This is a genomic window from Helicobacter rappini, assembly GCF_900198625.1.
Lineage (GTDB): Bacteria > Campylobacterota > Campylobacteria > Campylobacterales > Helicobacteraceae > Helicobacter_A > Helicobacter_A rappini.
The window spans coordinates 73,564-88,423 of record NZ_FZPK01000006.1; the positions used below are offsets into that span (position 1 = coordinate 73,564).

Below are 14,860 nucleotides of genomic sequence, written 5' to 3' on the forward strand. Positions count from 1 at the left end.
GAAAAATATGCAGCTTGTTTTACTTGATAAAATGACACTTGGTGATTTTGATGAGACACTTTTCGCACAATTTGGCGAATTTAAATCATATCAAACTACAGATTCTACACAGGTTTTAGAACGCACAAAGGATGCAGATATTATCATCACAAATAAAGTTGTGCTAGATTCTAAGATCTTGTCTTCTTTACCAAAGTTAAAGCTTATCTGCGTGAGTGCAACAGGCACAAATAATGTTGATATAGAGTATGCTAAGACACACAATATAGCGGTAAAAAATGTAGCGGGTTACTCCACACATTCAGTCGCACAGCATACACTTATGTTGGCATTAAGTCTGCTTGGTCGTTTGCCTTATTATTCACAATATGTGCAACAAGGGCAGTGGTGCAAGAGTGAGATTTTCTGCCATCTCACTTATGATTTACAAGATCTTTATGGTAAGCAATGGGGTATTATTGGCTATGGTAGCATTGGTAAGCAGGTATGCCATCTCGCAAAAGCCTTTGGTGCGGAAGTTAGCTATCATTCCACAAGCGGAAATAATACGCAAAATGACATACCGCACAAAAGCCTAGATGAGATTCTAAAAACAAGTGATATTATATCCATTCACGCTCCGCTAAATAACACAACACAGAATCTAATCGCAAAAGAGCAACTACAAATGCTAAAAAAGGGAGCAATTCTACTTAATCTTGGTCGTGGTGGCATTGTCAATGAAAAGGATCTCGCACAATCTCTCCAAATACAAGACTTTCTATTTGGCACAGATGTGTTAGAAAAAGAGCCAATGATAGCTAATCACCCCTTGCTTGATTCTAAAATCGCACATAAAGTTATCATCACGCCGCATATCGCATGGGCGTATAAAGACACAAAAGATAGATTACTGCAAATGGTGGCAGAAAATATTAAGCAGTTTTTGAATGCGAATATGTAGTATTTGTCTGGTTTAGCCATAACATTATCAATGAGTTGTTATCATAACCTTACTTATGAATACAATGTGTTAGCAGTGCAACATGAGTTAAGCCAAAAATTGGGACTTACAATATCAATACACAAAGCTAGTTTTATGCTACAATATCGCACACAAAATACACCAAAGGACTATTGATGGCAAATTGGAATGATGGTTATTTGACAGACATTGAGTATCTTGATACTTATTTTTCGTATCTAAATCCACTTTTTATGAATCTAAATCTCACTTTTGCGGGTTTTGATGTCGGTCAGCACGACTGCATTAGTTTGCAAACAAGCAGTGATTCTAATGATAAGCAGAGCTATCTTGAAATGGGCTTTGGTAGGGGTGTGAGTTTATGCGTGCATGCTGCCACTACTGATATGAGTTTTGTTGGGACGGATTTTAATCCATCGCATACCCTATTTGCACGAAACTTAGCCAAAGTCGGCAACGCGGATATACAGCTTTATGATGATAGCTTTGAGCTATTGTATAAACGATTGCAAAAGCAAGAAGCAGAGTTTGACTACATTGTGTTACATGGTGTGTGGTCGTGGGTAAGTTATGAGAATCAAAAGGTGATTTTGCAGATTATCCGCGATCATTTGAAAGTTGGCGGTATTGTATATGTAAGTTACAATTGCTTTCCGGGCTGGGATGGCAAATGGTCTTCACGCAAGTTACTTACAATGTATCATGACTATATATCTGGTGCGAAAGTCGAACGAATCCGTAATGCGCTTGGATTTTTCAAAGACTTTTTAGAGACGAATCCGCTTTATCTGCAGAATAATCCAAGTGCAGCACGAGTCTCACAAATAATAGAAAATGAAAAGTTTGACTATTTAGCACATGAATTTTTTAATGATGGAGCAAATTGTTGCTACTTTGTTGATATGGTGCGTGATTTGGAATCATGTAAATTACAATTTGCATGTGGAGCATTACCTTTGTGGCATTATGAAGATTCTAGTTTAAATAAGCAAAATCAAGCCTTTTTAGATCAAATCGCAGAACCGACATTAAAAGAGCAGCTAAAAGATTACTATCTTAATAGACAATTTCGAAATGATATATTTGTAAAAGGGGCACAAAAGCTATCAGGGCAGCAAATATGCGATAAGTTTCTCAATACCCGCTTTACACTTACAAGCATACCCGATAGTGATGCAGAAGATCTTGATGCAATTAGGAAAGATATGATTGCATTTCTTGCAAAAGATTCTTATACACCAAAAAGCATGCGTGAGGCACAGCTACAGCTGGGGGGGGGGGGTTACATATACGAGAGTTAGCTAAACTTGTCGCAGATATGATGACAAGCGGCTATATACACCCAGTAACAAATAGAGACATTACAGATTCCATTGCAAAACGCTCAATAGATTTCAATCGACATATTTTCAGCAATCAGTGCAAAAAGCAATATGTGCGATATGCGGCTGCTCCACTTATTGGTGGCGGTGTATTGATTAATGAAGTATCGCAAGTGTTTTTATATGGATTAATGAGTGGTGTAGATGAAAAAGGTTTAGGTGCATTCGCATGGGATATTCTCAAGGCACAAGGTAGAAAACTCAATAAGGCTGGTGTAGATTTAGAAAGTGATAAAGAGAATATAAAAGAGCTTGATTCTGTATTACAGGATTTATTGCCAAAAATACCGCTTTATAAGAATTTGGGTATTATTTAGAAAATAGTGCTAATAATAGGCTGGGATTGGATGCTAGATTCTAGCTTTAGTGTGTTTTAGTCAAAGATTTTGTGCTTTCAAAATTATTTAATGCTGTAATATGGTTTAAATGTGTTTTACTTGGAATCTAATCTTAGATTTAGTGCTATCTGCTATCAATTTTTGTAGCTTATTGCAATCATAGCAAAACTAAAAACCACAAGTTACACAGCATGTAACCTTAATAAACATTTTTCATATCCATATTGTAAAAACAATATGATTCTCTATAAACTCACAAAATTAAGGTTAGAATCTAGCCATGTAAAGATAGTGTGAAAGGAATGTGTATGAAAAAAGTGTATTTTTTTGCGACTTGTTTGGGTGCGGCTGCTTATGCTGATACTTGTTTGCATGCGATACAGCTCTTGCAAAAAGAGGGTGTGGAAGTGATTTTTAAAAAAGACCAGACATGTTGCGGACAGCCAAGCTATAATAGTGGTTATTATGATGAGACAAAAGAGGTAGTATTACATAATTTAGAGCTTTTTAAGGGTGATTATCCCATTATAATCCCTAGTGGTTCATGTGCGGGTATGATGAGAGAGGATTATAAAGAGCTTTTTTGTGGCACAAAATATGAAGAAGAAGTCAAACAATTTAGTTCTAGAATCTATGAGTTAAGCGAATATTTAGATAAAGTGTTGCAGGTAAGATACTTTGATGTCGGTGCGCCGATAAAAATCACATGGCATTCAAACTGCCATGCCTTGCGTGTTGCAAAATGTATAGCAAGTGCTAAAAATCTCTTAAGAAGCCTTAGTAATGTGGAGCTTGTAGAGCTTGAGAGAGAAGAAGAGTGTTGTGGATTTGGTGGGACTTTTAGTGTGAAAGAACCAGAAATCAGCCATGCTATGGTAAGCGAAAAGATTGCTGATATACAGGCTAGAAATATTGATTGCCTAGTATCTGCTGATGCGGGTTGCCTTATGAATATCAGTGGGGCTATGGCAAAAATGGGCGTAGATATCCAATCTATGCATCTTTATGATTTCCTTGCAAAACGCGTGGGGATAGCATAATAAGGGTGTGGGGTTATTTAAGATAGATGGGAGTGTATGTCTAGAATTTAGTTTTTTTGATGATTGATGAATGTGAGTATGCAGTATTTATTCCTATCTTTATTTTAAATTGCCAAATAATCTGTATTCAGATATTCTATTGGGATCTAACTATATTCTTAAATAGGTTTAAATTTGTAGGGTTAGTTTTTTTGATGATTATGTGTCTCTTTTGTGGGTTCATGTGTTTATCGTGTTGTAGTGTGCTAAATAAAAAATATGATGAATATGCAATCTAGTGATTAGGGCTTTTGCTTGGATTTTTAAGTTTAGAATCTTTGCGTGTTGGGTTTCTAAAATTGTTATATTCCATACCTTATAATCCACTTAATATGCAAGTTATCTAAGAAATTAAACCTATATGAGCTTTCTAAGACACAAATCTCAATCACTCTAAATGTGGATTTTTCATGCCATATAGCAAGACATTGTGGAAAGTTTCAGTGTTGTTTTCATAGACTCTAAAGCCATTTGCTAAAGTGCCAAGATAGGAAAAACCTTCTTTTTCATAGAAGTTTAGTGCATGTGTATTTGTGGCAACGACTTCAAGGTAAAGCATGTAAAGATTATAATGGCAAAAAGCAATATGCTGTATCATCTGCATGAGTATATGCCCATATCGCTTTGTTTTATGTTTTGCTAAAAATGGATTTTTATAGATTCCAAGATAGGCGTTTTTGTGCTTGAGATTAATGCGTGAAAAGCTAATGACACCTATATCATGCGTAGTGTTTCCATCTATTGTTTGCAGAGATTCTGTATCTTTTACAAGGAAATATTTCGCATGTTCATCATAAGGCAAGGATTGCAAAAAGTTAATATGGGATTGTTCGCTAATTACGCTACTGCCATACATTCTCTCTCGCACAAAAGGGTGATTCCTATATGTGAGTATATTCATAGAATCTTTATGGCTTAAGTTGCAAAAATCAAATGCACTGCATCCATCAAGCTGAAAGTTTTTTGCTTTTATCTCTTGTTTAGCTTTTAGCGTGTGATTAAGTGCATTAAAGATTAACTCTGTAACAAAGTCTTTTGTATGTGTGCCAATCTCTGGCTTTAAGGTGCTAATAGAATCTAGACTTTCAAATATCGTGGATTGCAGGGGCAGTGTGATTGTGCGGATTAGATTCTGCTTTTCTAATGTGCTTATTTGTATGTCTTGATTTGTCGCTAGATTTATTGCAAAGACTTTTGGGCAGAGTTTCAAAGATTCAAATAAGATTCCACCGCCTGATACGATGCAATGCTTTGCTTGTGCTAAAAGTGTGGCAACTTCTGCCTGTGTGATGTTAGAATAGATTCTATAAGGATTCATAGAATCTATGTTGTCGCATAGATATTTGCTTTTAAGCAAACTGCCCTTATAATTGGGTCCAACAACCACTACAATGCTTTTTGCAAAGCTTAGTAACTGCGTAAAAATCTCACTACTTATATCCTTAGAATCTTCACCACCTAAACATACAAAAAATTCACTCTCTCTCTTGCTATTTGTAATATCTAGGCTATACAAAAATGGGTGCAATAACGCATACTTTAAGCCTGAAAATATATACCCTTTTATCTCACTATCTATTGTCTGTGTGTTATAGAATCCATTGAGATTAAGTAAAAAAAGCTTTGCCTTTGTGTTATTTCTCTCTCTCACAATGCGTTTTAAAAACTCAAAATGTCTGCCATCATCATCAAAGATTACAAGCACATTGCTAGATTCTAAAAAAGGGGTAAAATCACATATTTGATAGCTATCGATGATACAAATATCGCTATGAAGTAATGCCTTATTCTCTATCTCTTCCCATTGCAATGCAAGTGGATAGCATGCTGCTTCTTTGCCTTCAATCCTGCCTTGTGTTGCGATAAAATCCTTAAAAGTCGCATTCCCTCGCACAAAAAAATCGACATTATACCCCATACTAACAAACACTCTGGCAAGATTATAGCACCTTGCAACATGCCCTAAACCTAAGCCTTTTTCACTCTCTGTTAATATGCGTATTTTCATACCCCGCCCTTATTGATATGGCTAAAAAGGCTCTCTGCAATCGCTAAATCAAGCATGGTATCAATATCATGTGCGTGCTGCATAGTGATCCCCATGCTTTTATCTCCAAGTAAAGGAATCTCTTTTAGGAAACTTTCTGCCCTGCCTAAATAAAACTGCCCCGCATCGATAAAAGCCTGTGGCAAATCCTGCGAACGAGTGCCTATAAACTCTGGAAATAAGAAGTTTAAATGCCCAGACTCATCAAGGCAAAAGGAACGAAATGTCTTTGAGGCTTCAAGCATGGAGACTATATAGGCTGTGCTTGGATTCTTATCAAGCATAAAGCAAGATTCTAAAATAATCTCTTCTGTGGCAAACATCGCAGTGGCATAAAGGCATAGGACTTTTGAGTGTGGAAATATTTGTAATGTGGGTTTGTTTTGTGTTATGTTTTTATTGCTTTGTAATGTTGCGTTGTTGTTTTTTAAGATGCTTTTGTGGTTTTCAAAAAATGTTTTATTTTGTGATTTGTCGCTTATGTGTAGTGTATCTTTGGCATTTTTAGAATCGCTTGTATTTGCATTTTCTGTGTTTTGTGCGTGATTGTTAGATTTTAGTTTCTTATCAAATTCTATGTGGGCTGATGGGTTTAGAATAGAATTTTTAGAATCTAAAATCCTATCATGTTGAGCCTTTGAAAAAGGTGAAATATCTCTATTTGATATGCTAGATATTTCTCTACACTTAATATGACAATCACTAGAATCATCACTAGAATCTAAACTCTTATTATTTTGTGATTTATGTCTAAGTGTATTAGAATCAAATAAACTAGAGAAAAGCAACTTAGAATCTAATAATCCCTTATCAAAAGAATCAACCTTGATAAAAGGCAATAAAGCATGGATAATCACAGGTAAAGTCGGTGTCATATCATCTGCTAAGGCTTTATCTCTAAGCAATGGATATGCCCCTAAGTTTTTAGCAAACTCCAGCATAGAGTAGTCATCACTGCTTACAATCACATTATCACTAAGCTTTTTTGCTAACTCTATACTTATCTCAAGCATAGGTATGCCACAAAAGGGCTGCATATTTTTTCTAGGAATCCTTTTGCTACCACCACGAGCTGGGATAATCACACAATCAATTTGTTTCACACGTATATTCCTTAAATGTCATTAACATGTGATAAGCAAATCCCATTCACCCTATACGCAAAAGATTCACAAATAAGTCTCAATCGTTATACATATTACAGAATCTTGCAATATGTAAAGTCATATCACTGCATTAAAACCAAGGCATAGAATCAGTTGCAGTGCGTTTGCGGATATTTTTCATTTGATAGAATCCAATAATCCACAACACAACAGCCGCAACAATAACCAACCAACCGATAAAAATAACTGCTGTTATGCTTCCAATAATATTTGCATAGAAAGCCCAAAGCAAGAATTTCTGCTCGGTAACAAAAGCTAATTCTCTAAAAAATAAGAGATTATATACAAGTGCCGCAATACTACCAACAATAAGCAATATCACCGCTACAACAAGCCCAAATCCACCAGCCGAGCTATACCCAGCCATACCCCCAAGTAACGCAGTTCCACCAAAAATCATAGCCAAAATAAGTGCCACCACCACAATCGCGATAGAGAGAATAAAATTTTTAAACAAAGTTGGACTTTCACTTGTGCGTTTTGTCCCAAGCACAGCCAACACAAACAGCACAAACCCAGCAATTATCAAAACACCTCCAATCACCCAGCCTATAAATGGAATCAAAAAAATAAAGTTCCCACCAAAATAAAGCCCAATAGCAAGTAAAAACTTAAAGCGAATACTTTGTGTGTCATTTGCCATAAGCTGCCCTTGAATATTTGCCATATTAATACTGCCACCTGTGATGAAAATATTTTTTGCCACCTTTTCACTCGCTTCAAAATCCACCTCACAGCCCGTGAGATTTTCCACACTCCTACCCTCTAGATTTGACACATCACTTGCTTCAAAAGTGTAGCGATTGCCATCTTCACCGCTAATTAAACTCGGTGCTAAAACTTTACCTTTCATAGTTGCCCTTTTTCTTAAAATAAAGCTAGAATTGTAGTATTTTAAGATTAATTTAAACTTAAAATGATATTAAACTTGCATACACCACAAGCCCCAAAAGCCCCACACACAGCATAAAAGGCACAATAAGCATTGCCACTAACATATACCGCCAAAAGCTAATATAAATGCCATATCGCTTAAGACTAAAAAGCCAAAGCAGTGTAGCAAGTGAGCCAATGGGAGTAATCTTTGCCCCGACATTGCAGCCGAGCAGATGAGCGTAAATTAGCAACTCCCTAGAGCTAGAATCTAACCCCACAAAGTCGCCTAAAGCAAGATTCCCAAGCATTACCATAGGCAGATTATTAATAAGGCTTGAGCCAAGTGAGCTAATCGCACCAACGCTAAAGATTTGTGTGAGAGTGTGTGTAGAAAAACTATCGCTTAGGGAATCATCAAGGAAAAACGCAAAAATATCACGCATAAAAGAGCTTGTAGAATGCAGTCCAAACACCACGATAAAAAGCCCTAAAGAAAATACCACAATCCCAAAGGGCGAAGCCTTAAGACAGGGCAGAATCTCAATCTTTTTATACGCAAGAATAAGGCTAAGAGCCGCACATAAAAGCGTGAAAGAAGAAAGCGGGAGAGCAAAAGCATTTGCTATAAAAATCCCGCATAAAAGCAAGAAAAGCAGGGCAAAACAGATAATAATCACGCTTTGTTGTGGCATTGTGCTAGATTCTACACCGCTAGATTCCGCATTTGGAATCTTAACCCTTAAGATTCTAGGCAATCTCTTACGCACAAGGATAAAAAAGCAAAGACTAGCAATGATGATAAAAATTTGTGGCAGTGCCATAACCTTGCTAAAATCTAGGGCATTAAGGTTAAAAAAATGCAAGGCAATGATATTTGTGAGATTTGAAATCACAAAGGTGTTTGAAGCAAAATCACTTACAAAACTCACAATAAGCAGGAAAATCACAAGCGGTGTTAGAATCTGCGTTGAATTTTTAGAATCTAGCTTAGATTCCATATCTTTAGAATCTAGTTTGCCAAAAAGGGCGATGATGAGTGGTGTTAGGATTAAAATTGCACCATCATTGGCAAAAAATGCTCCCAAAAATCCCCCAAAAAGCACAATAAACACATAAAATTTAAGACTAGAAATGCCCCCGCACTCCCCCTTTTCACTTAAAAATCTTAGAATCTTATAGGCTAAAAAGTCAAAGAATAAGAGCTTTTCAAGCACAATGCAAAAGATGATGAGACCAACAAGTGTGAGTGTGCTATCCCATACCATATTCCACACAAATGCCACATCTCCAAAACCTACAACCCCAAATCCCAAGCAAAGCAACGCCCCAAGAGAGCTATACACCCACAAGGGCAACTTAAAAGGACGGATATAAATGCAAAGCAAAGTCAGTGTAAAAATGAGAAAACTCACGAAATTAGCCTTATGAATGAAATTTAGGAAACTAGAACTCTGTCAAATTTGGATAGGACAGAGGGTTTGGGGCGTAATTTTTAGAAACTAGAATCTTGCCGTATCTGCAAAATGTGAGCATAAGCCATAAACCTAAACTTGCAAAAATCTTTATGGATCGCGCGAACCATAATATGAAAAATCTCCTTTAGATTCCATATTAGATGTTTTTGCTACGCTCAACATGACAAGGATTAGAATCTAACCCTATTTACACTCACCCTAAAAGTGTAGATTTAAAACCCACACTAAATGGAGATTCTAAAATATCCGCGTATGATTGTATATTGATTTCCGCCATAGAAGTTAATCGCTGGGGTGTTGTTATATACGCCTGTGAGATTTAGTCCTACTTTGCCTTTCATGTAGGTTCTAAGCTGTCCATAGCGATCTCTTTGTCGCCATATGGGAAACTCACTCTCACCTTTTATCTCAAAGCTTGTTACACTTCCAGTAGGCAAAAAGCTACCACGCACACTAGCTTTTATCTCAAAGAGATTATCCCAATGAAAACCCACACTCCCATAAGTCGTAATAGCCCCCGCCCAAAACATACCAACGGTGTATTTAAATGGTGTGAGTTGCCCATAATAATCTATGAGTTCTGCTCCACTTGGTGTAACGCCTATAAGCCCTACCTTTGCTTCTACTAAATCAAGGTATTTTACTTTTTGTTCTAGCCATGCAATCCCCGCCATATCTTGATTTGTGCTACCAGCATGTGCGGCTAACTCAAATTTATGATTAACATTTGCAGGGAAGGTATGCGGATAGTATTTGTTGTAACCTGCTACATGTAGCTTTGTCTCCATTTTAATATCATGCGTAATGTAATAAGACATTGCCGCTTTCACACCAAAGGTAGTAAAAAATCCAGTAAAATAGAGATAAGGTTGTAAATGTATATGCTTTGGCAACTCAAAATCGGCACTTAATAAATATGTCCCAAAGCTGCTTAAATCTGTGCGAAATGGCGTTACATACTCATTTGTTACCATAGCACTACCATAAGATGCTAAAAACTCTAGTGTCGTGTAAGGAAGCGCACTATATCCTACTTGAAATCCTTGAGAATAGTAGGTATTCCATTCAGAGTTTGCCTTATATCTCCCTGCTATTGCGTGTAAGCCTAGCTTATTATCCAGATAATCCACATAGGCGGTATTAAAAAGAAATATTTGCTTTACATCATTATAGGTTTCACCATGTCCATGACTAAAATCAAGAATAGGTGCGGCAAGTAGCATACCTGCCGCAGCTTTCAATCCATTATATCTCGCAGTAGAATAGTAGCCTAGAAAAGTCGCATCAAGGAATGTAATCTCATCGCCAAATGCTTGTTGATAGAATATAGACGCCGAAAGCTCATGTGATGCCTTATTCCACAACGCATCGATTAAGCTTTGCGTGCTTGGCTCGTAAGGTTTGGGTGCTGCAGCATTAAGGATAAATGGGAATAAAGCACAGCTTATAAGACTACTTTTTTTCATTAGCATACCTACCTAATTAAAATCTAGCTTAATTAAAGATCTAGCTTAGTTAAAAGATAAAAGATTCTATGTTAAGCAAGGGTTTAGAATCTCGTGCAAAGCGATAAAAAGGATTCTAGCAAAAATCAATCCAAAGTCATTATAAATTTGAATTTTACTCGCATTTTTGATAAAATCATAATAAAAAGGTTTTTCATGCAGCAATCAAACACAAATCATATTTTCTTAAATGCTTCTGCTGGTAGTGGCAAGACTTTTGCCCTATGTGTGCGTTATATCGCCTTGCTTTTTCAAGGTGTGCCAGCAAATGAGATTCTCACACTCACATTTACAAAAAAGGCTGCAAATGAGATGAAAGAGCGTATCACACAGAATCTTTTTTTGCTTTATATCACTCAAGATTCTAAACTTAAAGAAGCAAAAGAGATTTATAAAGAAAATTATAAAAAGATTCTAAAACAAAGAGATGATATTATAGAATCTTTGCTTGGCTATAATCTTACAAAAGAGCATATAGAAGCACAAACCACAAAGGTTTATAAGCATTTCTTACAAGCTGATAAAAAGATAAGCACAATTGATTCTTTTTATACACAAATGTTGCGTAAATTTGCCTTTTTTATCGGTATAAGAAGAGATTTTGATATGCAAGAAAGTGGGCTAGATGATGAGATTTTTGAATGCTTTTTAGAAAAAATATATACAGATTCACATTTACATGAAACCCTGCTTTCTTTAACAAATGATTTAAATATTCATATTGATATGACTGCAAATTATGGCACGACACTCACGCTAAAGCAGCTTTTAGCAACTCTTTATGATAAATCCATTGAGTTTAGCACAAAACAAGATCTTATACACGCTATGCACCCACTATTTACACAGCAAAAAATACTTGAGTTTGCTAAGAGTTTTATGAGTGATGAGGTTTTAGAATCTCTTCTCTGTCATGTTGAGAAAAGCGAAACATCTTTGCAAAATGGGCAGGGTGTGGAGTTTGGGACGCAAAATAATGAAAAATGAGAAATTAGATTCTACAAAATCTGGCTGGATACAGGATATTGGGGTGCATAATAATGAGAATCTAGATTCTAAAAAATCCAAAACGCCTACTGCGGAAGTATCTTTAGATAATGTCAAGGGCTGTGTAGATTCTTGTGTAAGGAATTTATTAGACATAAATGACAAAGCACAAAAAGCAAGCTCTCATGAAAGTGCTAAAAAGGCAACGCAGAATCTAGATTCTATCAATCTAACACACAACACGCAAATAAATTCACACTCTCTAAGCATAAGGGCTATGCGTATATCTCGTGGATTTGCACCATTGCATATTACAAGCGATACGATTAACTCGGGCAACTTTAGTTCAAATGCAAACCATGCAAATATCCCTTGTCAAAGTAAATCTCACACAAACAATTCTAAAACAACAAATCTCAACCCAAAGATTTTCCACCTAAACACACTATCCGCTGCATTTGGTGCAATGCAAAAAAGCTCGATTGCCTTTGGATTTCACAATCATATTATAGTAAGTCCTTATATGGGCGATTTATTTACCCCCTATAATGTAGCAAATTTTAGAAAAACTTATGATTACTTCAGCACAAACTATGGCACACCACAAGCCCTAATCGCAGATATTCACAATCAATACATAAGCACACAAATCGCAAAAGAGATAGCAAAAGATTCTAAAATCCCGCTCTTTCAAGTCGCACATCATCACGCACATTTTAATGCCCTTTTACTTGAATCTAGCATGAAAGGAGGGGTTGGCGTTATCTTTGATGGGAGTGGAATGGGTGATGATGGCACACTTTGGGGCGGTGAGTTTTTATGTGGAGATTCTAAACAGGTAGAGAGAATCTTGCATTTTAAGCCCTTTAGAATACTTGGTGGTGAAAAGCACATTAAAGACTGCAAAAGGCTTGCTTATAGCTATGCCATCTGTAATGATATAGCCCCCCTTAAAGCTTTTATAGAATCTAGCTATGATGAGAATGAACGCAAGGCGTTACAAGCACTGCATGACACAGGTTTTAATAGTCCTTTGTGTAGCTCTGTTGGGAGATTGTTTGATATAGCGGGATTTATCTTGGGCTTAGAAAGGCTATCTTATGAGGCACAAAGTGGCGAACTCATCGCATCAAATACACTCAAACTCGCCTATGATATACTCACGCATAAAAACCAGACAATCAACTATAATACCCTTATGCAAACTTTCTCTAACATGCCCTATAATCCATATCCCTTTCATATCACACAAAATATGATCGATATGAGTGAGTGTATAGAAATGATGTTTAAAGATCAGCAAACAAGTAAAAATAGCGACATGATAGCTGCTAGATTCATAGATACACTTGCGTATTGTATTTTAGAATCTTTAAAGCGTATTGGCACAGATTATGCCTTTTTTGGTGGCGGTGTATTTGCAAATTACGCCCTTTGCATACGAGTAAAAAAGCTTTTGCATACGCATAATATAAAAGCCTTTTTCCCAAAACTTCCATGTAGCGATTATAGCATTAGCATAGGACAGCTTATGTATTTGCAACATTTTGTGTAGGGGTGTGTTGTGGAATCTTGCTTGGGTGAGAGATACTTTTAGTGGTTGTAGCTACTTATATAGCCTTTGCATTTTAAACTATCCAACGCTATATATAAACACCTCTTTAACTCTATATAACTTTTTGGCATAGCACTTTTAGATTAAATCGAAATAGAAGAAAATAAATGAGTAATTATGACTTATTCACGACTGATTTTTGCATTGAATTGTCTCCATTAATTTCAAATCTTTTTATATCTCAATTGAGAATCTTTTGACTATGAGTCTTTCCTGCCATGTCGTTTGATGTATATTGGACGCCTTTTTACTTGCTCATAAATCCTAGCGATATATTCACCAATGATTCCAAGAATGATAAGCTGCATGCCACCAATAAATACAATTAAAGCAACAAGCGAAGTCCAACCACGCACAACATTCCCAAAACACAAAGCACCAATAATAGCATACAAGCCGTAACCAAGACTAAATAAACTCATCACGAAACCAAGTATAAAAGCAATACGCAAAGGCATGGTGCTAAAGCTAATAAAGCCTTCAACACTATATTTAAAAAGCTTCCATAAACTCCAACCACTACTGCCTTGATGACGCGGAATATTCTCATATTCTAAGCCAATTTTTCTAAATCCCACCCATTCAAACATAGCCTTTGAGAATCTATGATATTCACTCATGGAAAGCAGGGCATTTACAACTTGCCTATCAAGCAGTCTGAAATCTCTCACACCAGATTCTAAATGCACTGATGAGATAAGATTATGCAATGTATAGAATCCTTCTGAAAGCCTTGATCTTATAAATCCTTCACCTGCACGATTAATGCGTCTAGCATAGATTATATCTGCTTCATTTTGCAACCATTTTTTAAACATTTGTGGCAATAAAAGCGGTGGGTCTTGTAAATCAGCGTCCATAATCACAACACAATCCCCACTACTCTCTTTAAGCCCTGCATACATAGCTGCTTCTTTGCCAAAATTGCGTGTAAAATCAATTACTTTTATTTCACAATTGTTTGGCGGCATAGTGAGATTATAGGGATTAGAATCTTGTGTTATAGACTGCTTAGATTCTATAATGTTTTCATTATGGACTGCCAAATCTTTGTCATTTGGGGAATAAGACTGCATAGCTTTTAAGGCAAGTAGCAATTCTATTGTATTATCCTTGCTACCATCATTTACAAAAATACACTCAAATGTGAGAGTAGTATTGCTGTGATCTTTAGAGATAGAATCCAAAATGCTAAAAATCTCTTTGCTAAAAGATTCTAAACTTTTTTGTTCGTTATAGCAAGGAACAACAAGCGAGAGTTTCATAATAAATCCTCAATGTGAATGAAATAGGGCGTATTATATCAAATTATTGTCAGTAATAACTTCGTATATTTATTGTTAATCAGATTGGCGACCCATTTACAATGTAAAAAATTTTAGAACAACAATTTGATCTTTTATAAAGAGAAAACACCGCAAACACG

12 protein-coding genes are annotated in these 14,860 nt (G+C 36.2%); 6 read left to right on the top strand and 6 right to left on the bottom strand.

Features of this window, described 5'->3' with window-relative positions; genetic code table 11:
• The first annotated feature begins 7 nt into the window (after positions 1–7).
• From C6H17_RS01980 to C6H17_RS01995, 4 genes are all read left to right on the top strand, one after another.
• Complete coding sequence (locus C6H17_RS01980; protein WP_005219261.1) at positions 8–943, top strand: D-2-hydroxyacid dehydrogenase; 936 nt, start codon at positions 8–10, stop codon at positions 941–943.
• Positions 944–1,119: 176 nt separating this feature from the next.
• Positions 1,120–2,265 (top strand): class I SAM-dependent methyltransferase, encoded by a 1,146-nt coding sequence (locus C6H17_RS01985; protein WP_104731318.1) that lies wholly within the window; start codon positions 1,120–1,122, stop codon positions 2,263–2,265.
• A gap of 20 nt (positions 2,266–2,285) precedes the next feature.
• A complete protein-coding gene (locus C6H17_RS01990; protein ID WP_104731319.1) occupies positions 2,286–2,663 on the top strand; it encodes a hypothetical protein in 378 nt (125 codons plus the stop codon).
• 329 nt (positions 2,664–2,992) lie between these two features.
• Positions 2,993–3,724, top strand: coding sequence for a (Fe-S)-binding protein (locus C6H17_RS01995; RefSeq protein WP_005219256.1), 732 nt, complete (start codon positions 2,993–2,995; stop codon positions 3,722–3,724).
• A 427-nt stretch (positions 3,725–4,151) separates the two neighbouring features.
• Here C6H17_RS01995 and pseH read toward each other — a convergent pair whose 3' ends face one another.
• The 5 genes from pseH to C6H17_RS02020 all read right to left on the bottom strand — a co-directional run bounded on the left by pseH (position 4,152) and on the right by C6H17_RS02020 (position 10,793).
• Positions 4,152–5,771 (bottom strand): UDP-4-amino-4,6-dideoxy-N-acetyl-beta-L-altrosamine N-acetyltransferase, encoded by a 1,620-nt coding sequence (gene pseH / locus C6H17_RS02000; RefSeq protein ID WP_020995537.1) that lies wholly within the window; start codon positions 5,769–5,771, stop codon positions 4,152–4,154.
• The gene (locus tag C6H17_RS02005; protein WP_005219253.1) at positions 5,768–6,913 is read right to left on the bottom strand and encodes a cytidylyltransferase domain-containing protein; all 1,146 of its coding nucleotides are present in this window, start codon (positions 6,911–6,913) and stop codon (positions 5,768–5,770) included. The genes pseH and C6H17_RS02005 overlap by 4 nt, the downstream gene beginning before the upstream one ends.
• Positions 6,914–7,046: 133 nt before the next feature.
• The gene (locus tag C6H17_RS02010; protein WP_005219251.1) at positions 7,047–7,829 is read right to left on the bottom strand and encodes a hypothetical protein; all 783 of its coding nucleotides are present in this window, start codon (positions 7,827–7,829) and stop codon (positions 7,047–7,049) included.
• A gap of 58 nt (positions 7,830–7,887) precedes the next feature.
• Positions 7,888–9,264 carry an arsenic transporter gene (locus C6H17_RS02015; protein WP_005219249.1) on the bottom strand — a complete coding sequence of 459 codons (1,377 nt, stop codon included), beginning with the start codon at positions 9,262–9,264 and terminating at the stop codon, positions 7,888–7,890.
• A gap of 287 nt (positions 9,265–9,551) precedes the next feature.
• Positions 9,552–10,793, bottom strand: a complete 1,242-nt coding sequence (locus C6H17_RS02020; RefSeq protein WP_020995536.1) for a hypothetical protein — start codon at positions 10,791–10,793, stop codon at positions 9,552–9,554.
• A 93-nt stretch (positions 10,794–10,886) separates the two neighbouring features.
• Here C6H17_RS02020 and C6H17_RS02025 point away from each other — a divergent pair, with 93 nt between their 5' ends.
• Together C6H17_RS02025 and C6H17_RS02030 are read left to right on the top strand one after the other, a co-directional pair.
• Entirely contained in the window at positions 10,887–11,819 is a 933-nt protein-coding gene (locus C6H17_RS02025; protein ID WP_223808331.1) for a UvrD-helicase domain-containing protein, read from the top strand.
• Positions 11,785–13,374, top strand: a complete 1,590-nt coding sequence (locus tag C6H17_RS02030) for a transcriptional regulator (RefSeq protein ID WP_396279279.1) — start codon at positions 11,785–11,787, stop codon at positions 13,372–13,374. Before C6H17_RS02025 ends, C6H17_RS02030 begins: the two co-directional genes overlap by 35 nt.
• A gap of 260 nt (positions 13,375–13,634) precedes the next feature.
• Here C6H17_RS02030 and C6H17_RS02035 read toward each other — a convergent pair whose 3' ends face one another.
• A complete protein-coding gene (locus C6H17_RS02035) occupies positions 13,635–14,699 on the bottom strand; it encodes a glycosyltransferase family 2 protein (protein ID WP_020995534.1) in 1,065 nt (354 codons plus the stop codon).
• Between the last annotated feature and the right edge of the window lie 161 nt (positions 14,700–14,860).